At 72.3% G+C, this 14791-nt stretch carries 15 protein-coding genes; 9 read left to right on the top strand and 6 right to left on the bottom strand.

Annotated elements, in window-relative coordinates:
* The first annotated feature begins 347 nt into the window (after window positions 1-347).
* From HD595_RS41380 to HD595_RS41390, 3 genes are all read left to right on the top strand, one after another.
* Window positions 348-2048, top strand: coding sequence for a sensor histidine kinase (locus HD595_RS41380; protein ID WP_253779241.1), 1701 nt, complete (start codon window positions 348-350; stop codon window positions 2046-2048).
* Entirely contained in the window at window positions 2045-2704 is a 660-nt protein-coding gene (locus tag HD595_RS41385) for a response regulator (protein WP_253779245.1), read from the top strand. The genes HD595_RS41380 and HD595_RS41385 overlap by 4 nt, the downstream gene beginning before the upstream one ends.
* A gap of 302 nt (window positions 2705-3006) precedes the next feature.
* Complete coding sequence (locus HD595_RS41390; protein ID WP_253779248.1) at window positions 3007-4443, top strand: S41 family peptidase; 1437 nt, start codon at window positions 3007-3009, stop codon at window positions 4441-4443.
* Between the two features lie 160 nt (window positions 4444-4603).
* Here HD595_RS41390 and HD595_RS41395 read toward each other — a convergent pair whose 3' ends face one another.
* Window positions 4604-5368 (bottom strand): hypothetical protein, encoded by a 765-nt coding sequence (locus HD595_RS41395; RefSeq protein WP_253779251.1) that lies wholly within the window; start codon window positions 5366-5368, stop codon window positions 4604-4606.
* Window positions 5369-5600: 232 nt separating this feature from the next.
* On the opposite strand from HD595_RS41395, the gene HD595_RS41400 reads away from it, so the two are divergent.
* Window positions 5601-6113: a MarR family winged helix-turn-helix transcriptional regulator gene (locus HD595_RS41400; protein ID WP_253779254.1), complete on the top strand. Its 513-nt coding sequence runs from the start codon at window positions 5601-5603 to the stop codon at window positions 6111-6113.
* Window positions 6114-6484: 371 nt separating this feature from the next.
* Here HD595_RS41400 and HD595_RS41405 read toward each other — a convergent pair whose 3' ends face one another.
* On the bottom strand, window positions 6485-7330 hold the full coding sequence (locus HD595_RS41405) for an alpha/beta hydrolase family protein (RefSeq protein WP_253779257.1): 846 nt from the start codon (window positions 7328-7330) through the stop codon (window positions 6485-6487).
* Between the two features lie 84 nt (window positions 7331-7414).
* Between HD595_RS41405 and HD595_RS41410 the strand changes: the two genes are divergently transcribed.
* Window positions 7415-8014, top strand: a complete 600-nt coding sequence (locus tag HD595_RS41410; RefSeq protein ID WP_253779260.1) for a TetR/AcrR family transcriptional regulator — start codon at window positions 7415-7417, stop codon at window positions 8012-8014.
* Window positions 8015-8451: 437 nt separating this feature from the next.
* Here HD595_RS41410 and HD595_RS41415 read toward each other — a convergent pair whose 3' ends face one another.
* Window positions 8452-9021 carry a site-specific integrase gene (locus HD595_RS41415; protein ID WP_253779263.1) on the bottom strand — a complete coding sequence of 190 codons (570 nt, stop codon included), beginning with the start codon at window positions 9019-9021 and terminating at the stop codon, window positions 8452-8454.
* Between HD595_RS41415 and HD595_RS41420 the strand changes: the two genes are divergently transcribed.
* Window positions 9020-9379 (top strand): hypothetical protein, encoded by a 360-nt coding sequence (locus HD595_RS41420; protein WP_253779266.1) that lies wholly within the window; start codon window positions 9020-9022, stop codon window positions 9377-9379. The genes HD595_RS41415 and HD595_RS41420 overlap by 2 nt on opposite strands.
* A 487-nt stretch (window positions 9380-9866) precedes the next feature.
* Here HD595_RS41420 and HD595_RS41425 read toward each other — a convergent pair whose 3' ends face one another.
* From HD595_RS41425 to HD595_RS41435, 3 genes are all read right to left on the bottom strand, one after another.
* A complete protein-coding gene (locus tag HD595_RS41425; protein ID WP_253779269.1) occupies window positions 9867-10142 on the bottom strand; it encodes a hypothetical protein in 276 nt (91 codons plus the stop codon).
* Window positions 10143-10363: 221 nt separating this feature from the next.
* Window positions 10364-10726 (bottom strand): nuclear transport factor 2 family protein, encoded by a 363-nt coding sequence (locus tag HD595_RS41430; RefSeq protein WP_253779272.1) that lies wholly within the window; start codon window positions 10724-10726, stop codon window positions 10364-10366.
* Between the two features lie 203 nt (window positions 10727-10929).
* Entirely contained in the window at window positions 10930-11196 is a 267-nt protein-coding gene (locus HD595_RS41435; RefSeq protein ID WP_253779275.1) for a hypothetical protein, read from the bottom strand.
* Between the two features lie 370 nt (window positions 11197-11566).
* Here HD595_RS41435 and HD595_RS41440 point away from each other — a divergent pair, with 370 nt between their 5' ends.
* From HD595_RS41440 to menC, 3 genes are read left to right on the top strand one after another with little or no spacing between them, the layout of a single operon-like run.
* Window positions 11567-12775, top strand: coding sequence for a M20 family metallopeptidase (locus HD595_RS41440; protein WP_253779278.1), 1209 nt, complete (start codon window positions 11567-11569; stop codon window positions 12773-12775).
* Window positions 12768-13655 carry a GNAT family N-acetyltransferase gene (locus HD595_RS41445; protein WP_253779283.1) on the top strand — a complete coding sequence of 296 codons (888 nt, stop codon included), beginning with the start codon at window positions 12768-12770 and terminating at the stop codon, window positions 13653-13655. Before HD595_RS41440 ends, HD595_RS41445 begins: the two co-directional genes overlap by 8 nt.
* Window positions 13652-14758 carry an o-succinylbenzoate synthase gene (gene menC / locus HD595_RS41450; RefSeq protein ID WP_253779285.1) on the top strand — a complete coding sequence of 369 codons (1107 nt, stop codon included), beginning with the start codon at window positions 13652-13654 and terminating at the stop codon, window positions 14756-14758. The genes HD595_RS41445 and menC overlap by 4 nt, the downstream gene beginning before the upstream one ends.
* The last annotated feature ends 33 nt before the right edge of the window (window positions 14759-14791 follow it).

Consider the following 14791-nt stretch of genomic DNA (forward strand, 5'->3'; position numbering starts at 1 on the left):
CGAGCGGAGGCCACGCCGAGCGGAGAACACGCCAAACGAAGGGCACGCCAAACGAAGGGCGCGCCGAACGGAGACGTGTCGAGCGAGGGCGCGCCCATCCGGACCGCCCGGTGGGACAGCGGCGGCTCGAACGCTCCGTCATCCACCGGAGAGATCATGACGCCGACCCTCGACCCCGCCCACCCCCGGTCGTCCCAAGAACCCCCATCGCCTCGCCGGGGAAGACGCCCCCGCCTACGTCTACCAGGCCCGGCGTACGCCACCCGCCCCCTACAACCCTGGGAGTACGTCCCAGATCAGACCTGGAGCCGACGAGACCCCCCACCCTCACCCTCTACTGTTCATCCATGAAGCTCGTCCGCACCCCCGACCTGGCGCTCGCCCTCGTGGTCGCCGTCCTGCTGGAGGGCGGCGCGCTGGCCTCTCCCGGCACGGGTCTCGTCGCCCACCTCACCGTGCTGGCGGGCTCGCTCGGGCTGGTCGTCTGGCGGGCCGCGCCGCTGGTCGCGCTCGCCGTGGCCACGGTCTTCATGCTGGTCTTCGTGGTCACCTCCAACCCGGGCCCGGCGGCGGCGTTCCCGGTGCTGGTGGCGATGTTCGAGACGGTCCGGAGCGGCCACCGGCTGGCCGCGGCGGTGGGCGCGGTCGCCTTCCTGGGCGGCAGCTTCGCGATCGGCATCGCCGATGCGGCGGGGCAGCCGCTCCAGCCGCTGGCGGAGCGCACGGTCCTCATGCTCGGCTGGTTCCTGGCCGCGGCGGTCGCGGGCAGCGCGAGCCGGGGCTGGCGCGCCTACCTCGACGAGGCCGAGCACCGGGCCGCCGAGGCGGAGCGCACCCGCGAGGAGGCGGCGCTGCGGCGGGCCGGCGAGGAGCGCCTGCGCATCGCCAGGGAGCTGCACGACTCGCTCACCCACAGCATCTCCATCATCAAGGTGCAGGCCGGGGTGGCCGTCCATCTGGCGCGCAAGCGCGGCGAGGAGGTCCCAACGGCCCTGCTGGCGATCCAGGAGGCCAGCCGCGAGGCGATGCGGGAGCTGCGCGCGACGTTGGAGGTGCTGCGCGACTCGGCCGACGACCCTCCGGCCACGGGCCTGGACCGGCTCGACGACCTGGTGGGCCGCGCCCGGGCGGCCGGCCTGCCCACCACCGTGACGATCGAGGGCGACCGGCGTCCGCTGCCGGCCGAGGCCGACCGGGCGGCGTACCGCATCGTCCAGGAGGCGCTCACCAACATCGCCCGTCACGCGGGCCCCGCGACGGCCTCGGTCCGCATCCGGTACGCCGACGAGACGCTGCTGGTGCAGGTGGACGACGACGGCCGGGGCTCCCCGGCGACACCTCCGGTGCCGGGCGTGGGCCTGCGCGGCATGCGCGAACGCGTCACGGGCCTCGGCGGTCACCTCCGAGCGGAGCCCCGCCTCGGCGGCGGCTTCACCGTCCAGGCCGAGCTTCCGCTCACCGGCTCCCCCGCCGCCGCCCCCTCTGCCCTAGCCGGCCACCCCCAGCCCGAAGCTCCGGGAACGCCAGCAGTCCCCGCCCCAGAGCAATCACCAGCCGGCTTCCCAGGAAGGACGTCAAGCAAGGGATCAGACAGCACCCCGGCCATGACGCCCAACACGACCCCCACCACCTCCCCAGACATGGCGCCCAGCTCCACCTCGACCACGCCCCCAGACTTGACGCCCGGCGCCACCTCGACCACGCCCCCGGACTTGACGCCGGACACGACCCCGACCACGTCCCCAGCCATCGCGTCCGGCATCACCTCAGCCGCATCCCCGGACATGGCATCCGACACGACCTCCACCAGATCCTCCGGCAAAACCCCGGCCAGGACGTCGGCCCGGCCCTCAAGCAAGTCCTCCGCCAGTACCTCGACCAGGCCCTCAGGCAAGACTTCGGCCCGACCCTCAGACAAGACCTCGACCAAGACCTCGACATCCAAGACGGCGACCGTGTCCACGACCAAGACCTCGGACAAGCCTTCGGACAGGCTGCCCTCCGGCGAGGGGCCGGAGCCCGTCGCCCCTCTCGGAGACGCGTCATGATCCGCGTCCTGCTCGCCGATGACCAGGCGCTGATCCGGGCCGGTTTCAGTGCCCTGCTCAACGCGGAGGACGACATCGAGGTGGTGGCCGAGGCGGCGAACGGGGAACAGGCGGTGGCCCTGGCACTGGAGCACCGCCCCGACGTGGCGCTCGTCGACGTGCAGATGCCGGTGATGGACGGCATCGAAGCGACCCGGCGCATCGCCGCCGACGATCGGCTGGACGACGTGCACGTGGTGATCCTCACCAACTACGGCCTGGACGAGTACGTGTTCGACGCGCTGCGCGCCGGGGCGGGGGGTTTCCTGGTGAAGGACACCGAACCCGCCGACCTGCTCCAGGGCGTGCGGATCGCCGCGCGCGGGGACGCCCTCCTGTCGCCCTCTATCACCAGACGCCTGATCACCGAGTACGTGGCCCACCGCCCCGAGCCGTCCCCGGCGGGCCTGGAGGTGCTGACGAACCGGGAGCGGGAGGTGACGGCCCTGGTGGCACGTGGCATGTCCAACGACGAGATCGCGGCCCACATGGTGATCAGCCCCACCACGGCCAAGACCCACGTCAGCCGCGCCATGACGAAACTCCACGCCCGCGACCGCGCGCAGCTTGTCGTGCTCGCCTACGAGACAGGCTTGGTGACGCCCCGTTCCCGCTGACTCGCCGACCGTACGATGTGACCCCCCACTCCCGCCGAGCCACCGACGCACCGATCGTACGATGTGGCCCCCGCTCCCGCTGGCCGCCGACCGGACGATGTGACGCCTCGCCTGGCCTCGCTGACGGGTGACGACGATGCGCCGCGCGCACTGCGTAAACGCGTGAGATCTGAGCACCCCCCTGGGCGCCTGTACATCTGCAAGCTCGTGGAGTTCCCGGCACCCATGAGATCCAGCGGGTTCGGGGATCAGAGGCGACAGAAGCCTCATCTCAGAGATCCCGGCTGCCCTAGATTTCGAGCGTGACTTCTCTGGACTTCGGCGCCGAGTCCGTCCCGGTGATCCTCCCGGCCTCCGATCCGAGCCTGGGAGGTGCATCCGTGCTGTTCCGCGCGTCGAAGGCGGAGTTCGAAGCCGTCTTCGGCGCGTCCCTCGACGTTCGCGGACCAGGACCGGTCGAGGGCCCTCGTTGGGAGCTCGTCATCGACCCGGCCCACGACGGCCCCGCCGTACTGGACTGGAGCCCGCAGGATCGGGTGCTGACGTCGCGGGCGGCGGATGCGAGCGGGCTGATGCGCACCTTCCAACTGGTGCACACGATGGCCCGCACCCGCTCCACGCGCGAGGTCGATGCGGCATGTCCCCACCTTCAGGACGCGGTCGACCGGACCATCGCCGAAGTGGGCGCCGCCTTTCCCGGGCTTGAGCTGCGCGGGCTCGACTGGCCGGAGATCTGCGACGAGCACGCGAAGGGTGTCGTGGAGGCGTCCGATCCACTCGCGGCCGCGCAGCGCTGGACGGCTCGTCTCCAGGACGCGCACACCAAGATCGAGCCGGCCGCGCGCCCCGCCCCGCCGCCCTACGTGGTGTCCGTCCGCGACGGGGCCGCGTGGTTCGTCCGGGTCCCCGAGGGGACGCCCGCTTTCGAGGCCGGGGTACGTCCTGGTCAGCGGATCGTCGGCCTCGACGGGGCGAGCGGGCCGGAGCTGGCCCGGCTGATCGAGGACTGCCGGTCACGGACCGCGGCGCCGCGCCACATGCTCGGCCTGCTCACTGGACGTCGCCTTCTGTCGATGCGGAAGGAGACCGATATCAGGGTCGCGGGGGCGGAGTGGACGGAGGACGGTCGATGCGATCCCGTCGAGTTGATCGAGTGGCGGCGGCTCGCGGCCGACACCGGCTATGTGCGGCTCAAGATCTGGCAGGGTCAGGTGGCCGAGGGGTTCGACGCGGCGCTGGCCGAGCTGAAGGGCTGCGATCGTCTGGTCCTGGACCTGCGTGGCAACGTCGGCGGCGACCTCATGCTCGCCACCGGCGCCAGAGACAGGTTTCTGCGCGAGGCCACCCATCTCGGCTGCATCGCGTACACCGACGGACACGGAGGGCTCGGCCCCCGAGTCGCCTTTCGCGGCGAGCCGTCCTCGGAGCGCCGCTGGCCTGGCCGGCTCGTCGTCCTCACGGATCCCTTGACCTACTCCTCCAGCGAGGACTTCCTGCTCGGTCTCCAGGGCCTGGAGCACGTCACCGTGATCGGGCGGCCCAGCGGGGGCGGGAGCGGACGTGCCCGGTCCTTACGCCTGCTCCCGGACTGGGTGCTGACGGTCAGCACGGCGCTGACGTACGACAAGACCGGTCGTTGCGTCGAGAACAGCGGCGTTCCCGTGGATGTGACCGTCCGCTCGGACGGGCCCGGTCACGGGCCGGACGACCCGGCGATCCAGGCGGCCCTCAAGTCATGAGGTCAGAGCCGTTCGCCCGCCCACTCGCCCCTTCCGAGGTCACGCCGTCCGGGCCGCCCGTCGTCGCTCCTTACGGCCCGCCATCCGGGTCGCCTGCCTCTGCTGGACACGTCTCACTTCCGAGACCTGTCCAGCGGGCTCGCGGCGACCCCGCGGGGTGTCAGTACTTGCTCAGGCCGAAGGTGGGGAGGTCGTCGCTGGTGAACAGCAGCTTGGGGACGAGCCTCACCGTGACGCCCTTCTGCCGCAGCCCTTCGCTCTTGATGAGGTCCTTGATGAACGCCTCGTCCCAGAACCCCGCGGCGTCGTCCGGGGTGGCGGCCTTCACCGACCGGGTGCCCGGTTCGGTGCGGCGCTGCCGGGCGTACCAGACGTCGATGAAGAAGCAGTCGTGGCCGTAACTGTCGACCTCCTGCGGGTCGCAGTCGGCGCGGCCGACCACGACGTACGCGTGACCGCTCGCCCCGGTGGACTCGACCAGGTTGAAGAGCTCGACCTTCACACCCGACCCGAGCAGGTCGGAGTCGGCCAGCATGCCCATCACGCAGCAGGCGAACAGCGTGCAGTTGGCGCTGTCCAGCGTCCGGTAGTTGGCGCGTCCCACCTCCACGTACTTGTCCTTGAGCTTCAGGGCGATCTTCGCGAAGTTCTCCGCGGTGGGCGTGTCGATGTCGACGGACTTGGCGAGCAGTCTCAGCTTGAGCGCGCCGTAGTCGGTGAAGCTCCGGCTCGGCGGGATCGTCTCGGGCACCTGGCCGCCGCCCGCCGGCGCCTTGATCTTGCTGATGTCGACGCCTTTCTCCACGACGGTCTCCCAGGGGTTCCAGAGCTTGGCCGTGGCCATCCTGGTCTTCTCGATCGCCGTCTGGACGCGCTGCATCCGCTCCATGCGCGGGTTGGCGGTGTGGGACGGGTTCTCACTCATGGTGATCTCCTAGGCGCTCTCCGTCGATGCGCCGACGCTTTCACCCGGACGACCGGGCGGCAATACGCCGAGGCGCCGTTGGCCGGTATCGGACAAGTCGCGGCCGGGGCCGTAGAGATGTTCGGCGCGCGTCGCGGGAGCGCAGGGGAGCCGAAGGCCGTGAGGAGCGCTCAATCGAAGGTCGGAAGACCGCTCGGGAACGTCTCGGGATCGGGCACTAGGATCGGGCACCGTGAGTGACGAGGACGGCGCGTGGGACGCGATCGACGTGATCCTGGAGCAGTGGCGGCGGGAGCGGCCCGACCTCGACCTGTCCCCCATGGGCGTCTTCGGGCGCCTCGCCCAGGTGGCGCGGGTGGTCGAGGCGTCCGTGGACGAGGTGTTCACCCGCCACGGGCTGCGTCCCGGAGAGTTCGACGTGCTGGCGGCGCTGCGCCGGTCCGGGCCGCCGTACACGATGATCCCGTCGGAGCTGTCGGCGGTGCTGATGATGTCGCGGGCCGGCATGACCAACCGGCTGGACCGACTGGAGGCGGCCGAGCTGGTCGAGCGGAGCCTCGACCCGACCGACCGGCGCAGCTTCCGCGTCACGCTGACCCCCGAGGGACGGCGGGTGATCGACGCCACGCTCACCGACCACGCCGCCAACCTGGCCCGGCTGGCCTCCAGCCTCGGCCCCGGCGACACCGAGACGCTCGGCCGGATCCTGCGCTCCATGCTCGCGGGCGGGCTCGCCGGAGACTGAGCAGCCCCACTCCAGGGGCGACCTGGTCGGTTGACGCGGCATACCGGCGCGGCATGCCCGCGCGGGCATGCCGCGCGATGCGGCGCCTCGACCTGTCGTCGGCAGCACGCCGCCCGGGCGCAGCCTCCTGATCGCCTGGGGGCGGCTTCCCAAGCCTGGGGAGTACGCCGCTCCGGGAGCGGCTTCCTGAACCTCGCGAGTACGCCGCTCCGGGAGCGGCTTCCCGAACCTCACGAGTACGCCGCTCCGGGAGCAGCTTCCCGAACCTCACGAGTACGCCGCTCCGGGAGCAGCTTCCCGAACCTCACGAGTACGCCGCTCCGGGAGCGGGCTTCGGTGAGCCTTTCCCGGAGGGGCGTCCCGGTGCCGGCTCAGCCGGTCGTGCCGACGTGCCGGTCCAGGAAGGCCAGCAGGGCTCGGGTGAGCGCCACCCGGTGGTCCGACAGGCCGTGGTCGGCGGGGAAGACGTGCTCCTCCAGCGCCCCTGACGGGCGGGCGCGGAAGGCCGCGGCGAGGGGTTCGTGGTGGACCGTGTGCGGGGTGACCGTGTCGCGGCTGGTGCCGATCAGCAGCACCGGGCGCCCGTCGAGCCGCGGGGCCTGCCGGGCCAGCCGCCACTCCTCCCCCGCCTCCTCCATCTCGGCCACCAGCTCCGCGCCGCTGGTGCCGCGCAGCGGGAGCAGCTCCTCCTGGAACGCCTCCACGTACGCCGCCCGCTTGACCGGGTCCTCGCGGAAGGCGGCGGCGACCGTGCCGAAGTCGAATCCCGCCCACGAGGCCACGGCGACGATCGACGGGTCGGCCGCGGCGGTCATCAGCGCGGCGAACCCGCCGGTGCTGTGCCCGACGGTCGCCAGCCGGGACGGGTCCAGCCGGTGGGTCGCGGCGAAACCGGGCTCGCGCAGGGCCGCGACGGCGGCGGCGGCGTCCTCCAGCACGTGCCGCCACGACCACGACCCGCCCATCCCCCACGAGCCGCGGTAGTGGAACACCAGCGTCGCGTACCCGGCGCGGCGCAGCGCCTGCGCGACGTCGAAGTTGCGCTCCATGCCGGGGAACCCGTGCAGGACCAGCACGACCGGGTGCGGTCCGGGCCCGGCGGGCACGTGCAGCACGCCGAGGAGCGTCTCGCCGCCGCTGGTGAAGGTGATGGCCGGGGTCGTGGCCGGGGGCCGCAGGCCGGCGGCGGGGTCGGTGACGAGGGGGTCCGGCGTCATGCGCGTACGCCTCCAAGAGATCGAACCGATCGGTACGAACAGCGACGGTAGCAGGACATCGAACCGATCGGTACCATCGACCTCATGCCAGTCGACAAGGGCGTCACACTGGACCCGGCGCGCACCCGCGAGCAGATCCTGCAGGTGGCCACCGAGGTGCTGTACGAGCAGGGGCTCGACGGGGTGGGCGTGGCCGGGCTCTGCACCCGCGCCGGCGTGTCCAAGGAGACGCTGTACCGCCACTTCGGCTCCAAGGAGGGCCTGGTGCGGGCCACGCTGGAGGCCCGCAGCGACCGGGTGACGCGCTGGCTGCGCGAGGCCGCCGAGGCGGCCGGTCCGGAGCCCGCCGACCAGCTCGGCGCCGTGTTCGACGCGCTCACCGGCTGGTACGCCGAGCCGGGGTTCCGCGGGTGCGCGATCGTGAACGCCGCCGTGCAGCACCACGAGGGCGCCGCCCGGCAGGTGGCCGCCCGCCACATGGACCGCCATCTGGAGCTGCTCTCCGAGATCGCCGCCCGCGCGGGCGCCGCCGAGCCGGGCGTGCTCGCGCGGCAGATCCTGGTGCTCATGGAGGGCGCCGCCGTGGTCGCCGACCTGCATGGCGTCGACGGCACCGGCCGGCAGGTCCGGGAGGCCGCCCTCGCCCTCCTGCGGGCGTCGGCGGCCCGCGCCTCGGCCGGCTGACGCGAACGTGCCGCGGCAAGCCGCCCGGCGCCCCGTGCGGCAAGGCTGACGCGGAGGTGTCGTGGCAAGCCGCCCGGCGCCCCGTGCGGCGAGGCTGACGCGGGAGTGTCGCGGCAAGCCGCCCGGCGTCCCGTGCGGCGAGCCGCCGTGGCCAGGGAGCTGCGGACCCGTGCAGCGCCGGCCGCGACGCCGTATGGGCGAGCTGACGCATCCGGTGATGCCGCTGCTGCGCCATGTGCCCGAATCGCAGGCGCGCGAGCTGCTGACCACGCAGGTTCCCTCCGCGACCGGGCCAGCTCGGCGAGCGCGGGCTCCCAGCCGGTCGACGGGGCGCGGCCGGGCTCGTCGGCGACATCGAGCGCGCCCTCCTGGGGTACGGCACTGGCAGCGACCAATGATCAAGTGAGCTGTGTTCCTGCCTGATCACCTGAGAGAAGTCACTGTTCGTGGTCACCGGGGGCGTAGCGGCTCCATGGGCTTCCGGCCGCGGTGACGAGTCGGGTGGCGGTGTCTCCGTTGTAGCCGAGCATGCGGGCGACCACGGGTGCGGGGTCTGCAGAACCAGCTGGCGGATCGCGTGCCGAACGCCCCGGGCCGGCGCGGATTCCGAGCTTGCTCAGGCGTGACCGGATCGTCGTGGGGTCCAGTGGTTGTCCGCCGCGGCGTCCGGGGAACAGCCACTGGCTGTCCTGGTTGGTTGCCGTGGCGGTGTCCGGCCTGGCCAGCATGTGGCCGAGCAGGAGCTCGGCGAAGGGTTCGGGGACGGGTGAGGGCGCCTCTCCGAGGCGGAGGAGGACTTGGCCGCCATGGCGGGTGATGTCGTCGAGAGTGAGCCGGAGGATGCGGCTGATTGGCTGGGCATAGAGCAGGACGAGCAGGGCGATGACCCGGTCGCGGTCGGGAATGCTCTCGTCGCCGAGGGCCTTGCGGATCAGGGTGAGCCGTTGGCGCTGGCTGATCGGTGCCGGGTTGAGGGTGCTGCGAGTCGGGATGGTCAGCTTCGGCATGTGGCCGGTAGTCGTGCACCAGGTCGCCGCCGCGGCCCAGCTGGCGGCCACGCTCACCGTCGGCCGCTACGGCCGCCCTCCCCTGGACGGCTGCCCGCACTTCAACACGATCACCAACGCCGAATGGGCGCTGCTCGAAAAGCGCGGCAACGACCGGCGGCCGCTATTGCCGTGCGAGCTGGAACCAGGCCACGCAGACCGGCACAGCTCGCTGGCCCAGGTCGTGGCCGACCGGTGGATACGGGTCCACTGGGACAACCACGTCCGGGAGCTGGTCGAGCTGCCGTACTGCCCCGCCGTGGACGCCGTTGCCGACAGTCTCGGCGGCCATGAGCCGTGCACCTTGGTCGACGGGTGATCGCGCTCCAGCCAGGACTCCCACGAGGTCCCGCGTTGTGGACGACCACCACCAGCCGGAGAGGCTCCGCTGGCCCTGGTAGGACGGGAAGTCCCGATACAGGAGCCATGCGCTCGAACCGGGTGCGCCATGCAGTGGCCGGCGGCGCTTGCCGTACGCGCAACCGCCCCTCCACCGCTTTCAGGAAGCGCAGACCGAACGGCATGGTGCCGGACGGGGTCGCTGCGGCCGCGAGCGAGTTGCCCATCGCACCTCACACGAAGATCGCCAGTAGTGCGCACACCGTCGCTTCTCGATTCAGCTGGTGAGGCGCTCCCTGGCTGACCTGCGGTTCGCCAGATGTCTCGTTCGTTGTCACTGTTGATCGTCTCTCAACTGAGGTGGCGGTTTTCGGGAAGAGAGTGCATGTTCGGTCGTCGCGATCGCGTTGTGCCCAGTAGACGGCGTAGCGCAGCTGGCGCTCGTGGCGATGGCTGGCGATCCGCGCTCACGACACGTCGTCCCGAGGCTGCGGGTCGTCGTAGCCCTGGCCGGCGATCAGAACGCTGCTGAAACCCGCCTGGTCAGGGTCCGTCGGGTAGCACATGCCGACCGACAGCTCCGGCACGACCAAGCCGATTCCGCCGCCGTTTTCCGCGTTGTGGCACGCTTCCAGCTTCGAGATCATCTGCTCGACAGGCACCGAGAAAATGTCCATTCCCATCAGGAACACCCGCGCCCACGGTTCGACACCGGACAGGGTGATCTCGATCGTCTGCACCACGCCCGCGAACCCGCCAATCCAACGGCTCAGCCCCCGGATACGGCGCATACGGCCGTGGCGTTCCCCACGCCGCCAGCGCCCGCCCCGCCTCCGCGCACCAAGATCCAGTCCTTGATCTTGCCGGGATAGCCTGGCTTCCAGCGTCGGCCCCCCCGGGCGGGGGGTCGAACCTCGCCGGCGACCATCCGGCTGGCCGGTCGTCGGACAACGTGTCGGCTATGTCAATCGGACGTGCTGGCGTGCACGGCGATGATTCGCCAGCCGTGCGTCTCGTCGTGTAGCCAAGTACGGGTGTAGCGCATCCTGGCCGCGAACGGCGCACCGGAGACGGTCCCTTCGACGGTGCCGAGAAACCACGTCACCCCGGTGCGCCCATCGGCGAGAACGGTCAACTCCTCCTCGGTCACCCTCGTCACCACCTGCGCCCGAGTGCGGTGCAGCTCCAGGTCGTCCGCCTTGGTCGCAACGTTCGCACCGAAGGTAAAGATCAGCCGATCATCCAGCAGCCGATCCAGCGCCTCGACATCTCCGGCGAGCTGCGCGGCCTGGAGTCGGCGCTCGGCGTCCCGCAAGTCCTCCATCATGCGGTCCACCCTCCCAGCCAGCGGCGTATCCGCGCCAGGACGTTCACGCTCGGCTGATCTTCGCAGTCCGGTCCAGGGACTCCGATCGACCGATTCTGACCATCAGTCCCCGCAGGCGAGGAAACCGCCATGATCGTGAGACAAGCGGCTCACCATATCAGTGAGACAGTGCGGAAACCCGCAGGTCAGGCAAGATCAAGATGTCACGAGGGCGGCGCCGCCCGCGCCGAGCTGGCCCGCATCGACGCCAAGGCGAACATGCTGTTGGCCTTCGCGCTCGGCGCGCTGACCGCCGTGGCCGCCGTGGCCGCCGTGGCCGCCGCGCTGATCATCACCGGGCCCCGTCTGAGCGCCACTGAGCTGGCCGGGTGCTGGTGGCCACGCTGCTCCTGGCAGGGGGCGGCCGCGGTGCTGCAGGCGGTCGTACGGCCGCGCATCCCGCGTACCGGCGGGACGGGGTTGTCGCCCATGCCCGCACGAGCGGCAGCGACGAAGTGCTTGCGGTTCTGGCCGCCGACAAGCCGGGGAAGCGGGCGGCCGACGGCCTGCAGCGGCTCTCGCTCATCGCGGTGGCCAAGTACATCCTGGTCCGGCACCTCCGGGGCCTCGGTTGCCCACCCGGGTCACGGCGATGCCCGATTTGCCGATGGCGTCCTTGATCTCTTCCGTCTCGATGCCTGGCAGGCCACGCCGGTTCACGGCGCGTCGCGGCCACGGCGCGTCGCGGCCACGGTTCGTCGCCCGGTTCGTCGCACGGTTCGTCGCACGGTCCCAACGGGACACGCCGATGTTGGCCGGCCGGACGGATCCGCGCCCGCCCCGCTTCACCATGCTGGAGCGATGCGCCGATCAGGAAACGAAGACGCCGCCGCGGCCGCGATGATCGCCGACATCGAGCGGCTCGTGAGCTGCGAGTCCCCCTCCGAGGACCTCGCCGCGGTCGCCCGCAGCGCGGAGGCGGTCGCCGAGGTCGGCGGCCGTCTCCTGGGCGCGGAAGGAGAGCGGGTGGAGGTGGCCGGCCGCACCCACGTGCGCTGGCGGTTCGGCGGCGAGCCCCGGGTGCTGCTGCTCGGGCACCACGACACGGTGTGGCCGGTCGGCTCGCTGCGGACGCATCCCTTCGAGGTCCGCGACGGGCTGCTGCGCGGGCCCGGGTGCTTCGACATGAAGGCCGGGCTGGCGATGGCCTTCCACGCGCTCGCGACGCTGGACGACCTGGACGGCGTGACCCTGCTCGTCACCGGCGACGAGGAACTCGGGTCCCCCTTCTCGCGCGAGCTCATCGAGGACGAGGCCCGCGGGTGCGCCGCCGCGCTGGTCCTGGAGGCCGCCGGGCCCGGCGGAGCCCTGAAGACCGCGCGCAAGGGCGTCTCGCGCTACGAGGTGCTGGTGCGGGGACGGGCCGCGCACGCCGGGCTGGAGCCGGAGCGCGGCGTCAACGCCTCGGTGGAACTGGCCCGCCAGGTCGTGGTCGTGGCCGGCCTGGGCGACCCGGGGCTGGGCACGACCGTCACGCCGACCCGCCTGGAGGCGGGCACCACGGTGAACACCGTGCCCGGCCGGGGCCGCTTCGAGGTCGACGCCCGGGTCTGGCAGGCCGCCGAGCAGGCCCGGGTCCACGCCGCGATGCTGGGCCTGCGGCCCGCGCTGGAGGGTGCCGAGCTGGAGATCATCGGTGGCCCGAACCGGCCGCCGCTCCCCGCCGCGGCTTCGGCGGATCTGTTCGAGCGGGCCCGCCGGCTCGCGACGGACCTCGGGCTCGGCCCGCTCGCCTCGGTCGCCGTCGGCGGCGCCTCCGACGGGAACTTCACCGCCGGACTGGGTACGCCGACCCTCGACGGGCTGGGCGCGGTCGGCGGCGGGGCGCACGCCGACGACGAGCACGTGGTCGTGGCCGAGCTGCCGGGGCGCACGCGCCTGCTCGCGGCTCTGCTCGCCGAGTTGCTCGCGGCGCGGGGTTGTCCGCCCGGACGAACCGGGTCGCGTCCTCCCGTGCTCGCCGACCAGCTACCGGACCGGACCGGCTGCGAGCATGACCGGCGTGACTGATCTCATCCGCGACCGTCACGGGTCCCGGCCCGTCGACTTGGCGTACGCCGCGGCCGAGTCGGCCGCGCACAGCGCGGGCATCGACATCCGCCCCCTGGACAGCGTCGTAGACCTCGAGGCCGTCCGCCGCCTGTACGAGCGCATCTGGCGTACCGGTGAGAACAACCCGCCGGTGACGGCCGACCTGCTGCGGGCGATGGCGAAGGCGGGCAGCTACGTCAGCGGCGCCTTCGACGGGGACGAGCTGGTGGGTGCCTGCTTCGGCTTCTTCTCCCCGCCCGCGCGCGAGGCCCTGCACAGTCACATCGCGGGGGTGCTGGCGCGCGTGCAGGGCCGCAGCATCGGCTTCGCGCTGAAGCTGCACCAGCGAGCCTGGGCCATGGCGCGAGGCGTCGGCGAGGTGTGCTGGACCTACGACCCGCTGATCAGGCGCAACGCCTACTTCAACATCACCAAGCTGGCCGCCGACCCGGACGAGTACCTCTCGAACTTCTACGGCCCGATGGACGACGACATCAACCGCAGCGACGACACCGACCGGGTGCTGGTGCGGTGGCGGCTGGAGTCGCCCGCCGCCGCGGCGGCCTGCGCGGGCCGGCCCAGGCCGGCCGACGCGGCCGCCGCCCGCGCGGCGAAGGCGGCCGTGGCCCTGGACGTCTCGCCCGCGGGCGGGCCGGTCGCCGGCCGCGCCGGCACGAGCACCGTGCTGGTCGGCGTCCCCGGAGACGTCGAGACGATCCGCGAGCACGATCCGGGGCTGGCCGCGCAGTGGCGTACGGCGCTGCGGGACGTGCTGGGCGACCTGCTCGCCGAGGGCGCGCGGGTGCGCGGATTCGACCGCGCGGGTTGGTACATCGTCGACAGGCGGGAGTCGCAGTGAAGCTGTCAGGAGTGGAGATCCGCACCATCCGGGTGCCGCTCGTGTCGCCCTTCCGGACGTCGTTCGGAACGGAGACCGTACGCGAGGCGCTGGTGCTGCGCGCCGTCACCGGTGAGGCCGAGGGGTGGGGCGAGTGCGGCGCGGGGATCGCGCCGCTGTACTCCTCGGAGTACACGCACGCCTCGGCCGACGTGCTGAGCCGCTACCTGGTTCCGGCGCTGGCCGGGGTGGCGGACCTGGACGCGCACCGGGTCGCCCCGGCGCTGGCCGGGTTCAAGGGCCACCGGATGGCGAAGGCCGCGCTGGAGACGGCGGTGCTGGACGCCGAGCTGCGCGCGGCCGGCGTCTCGTTCGGCCGGGCCCTCGGCGCGGTGCGCGCGAGCGTGCCGTGCGGCGTGTCCGTGGGGATCACCGGGTCGATCCCCGAACTGCTCGACGCCGTGGCCGGCTACCTGGAGGCGGGCTACCTGCGGATCAAGCTGAAGATCGAGCCCGGCTGGGACGTCGAGCCGGTCCGGGCGGTGCGCGAGCGCTTCGGCGACATCCTACTGCAGGTGGACGCCAACACCGCCTACGGGCGCGGCGACGCGCGGCACCTGGCCGGGCTCGACCCGTTCGGGCTGCTGCTGCTGGAGCAGCCGCTGGCGGAGGACGACCTGCGCGGACACGCGGAGCTCGCCGCGCGGATCAGCACGCCGATCTGCCTCGACGAGTCGATCGTCTCGGCGCGCGCCGCCGCCGACGCCATCGCGATGGGCGCCTGCCAGGTGGTCAACATCAAGCCGGGCCGGGTGGGCGGATACCTGGAGGCCAGGCGGATCCACGACGTCTGCGCGGCGCACGGCGTGCCGGTGTGGTGCGGCGGCATGCTGGAGACGGGGCTGGGCCGCGCCGCCAACGTGGCGCTCGCCGCGCTGCCCGGGTTCACCCTGCCCGGCGACACCTCGGCGTCCGAGCGCTACTACCGGACCGACCTCACGCAGCCGTTCGTCCTGGAGGACGGGCACCTCGCGGTGCCGGCCGGCCCGGGGCTGGGCGTCGCCCCGATCCCCGAGGTCCTGGACGAGGTGACCGTCGCCACGGAGTGGGTCCCTCTCCGCTGAACCGGTCCAACCGGACAAACCGGATAGGATCCT

Origin of the sequence: Nonomuraea roseoviolacea subsp. carminata, from assembly GCF_024172185.1 — a bacterium.
Taxonomy (GTDB): Bacteria; Actinomycetota; Actinomycetes; order Streptosporangiales; family Streptosporangiaceae; genus Nonomuraea; species Nonomuraea roseoviolacea.

Bases quoted from the DNA above. Each gene is read 5' to 3' on its own strand.
- HD595_RS41380 (WP_253779241.1), top strand. From the start codon at position 348: ATGAAGCTCGTCCGCACCCCCGACCTGGCGCTCGCCCTCGTGGTCGCC.
- HD595_RS41385 (WP_253779245.1), top strand. From the start codon at position 2,045: ATGATCCGCGTCCTGCTCGCCGATGACCAGGCGCTGATCCGGGCCGGT.
- HD595_RS41395 (WP_253779251.1), bottom strand. From the start codon at position 5,368: ATGAGTGAGAACCCGTCCCACACCGCCAACCCGCGCATGGAGCGGATG.
- HD595_RS41405 (WP_253779257.1), bottom strand. From the start codon at position 7,330: ATGACGCCGGACCCCCTCGTCACCGACCCCGCCGCCGGCCTGCGGCCC.
- HD595_RS41410 (WP_253779260.1), top strand. From the start codon at position 7,415: ATGCCAGTCGACAAGGGCGTCACACTGGACCCGGCGCGCACCCGCGAG.
- HD595_RS41420 (WP_253779266.1), top strand. From the start codon at position 9,020: ATGTGGCCGGTAGTCGTGCACCAGGTCGCCGCCGCGGCCCAGCTGGCG.
- HD595_RS41415 (WP_253779263.1), bottom strand. From the start codon at position 9,021: ATGCCGAAGCTGACCATCCCGACTCGCAGCACCCTCAACCCGGCACCG.
- HD595_RS41430 (WP_253779272.1), bottom strand. From the start codon at position 10,726: ATGATGGAGGACTTGCGGGACGCCGAGCGCCGACTCCAGGCCGCGCAG.
- HD595_RS41435 (WP_253779275.1), bottom strand. From the start codon at position 11,196: ATGGGCGACAACCCCGTCCCGCCGGTACGCGGGATGCGCGGCCGTACG.
- HD595_RS41440 (WP_253779278.1), top strand. From the start codon at position 11,567: ATGCGCCGATCAGGAAACGAAGACGCCGCCGCGGCCGCGATGATCGCC.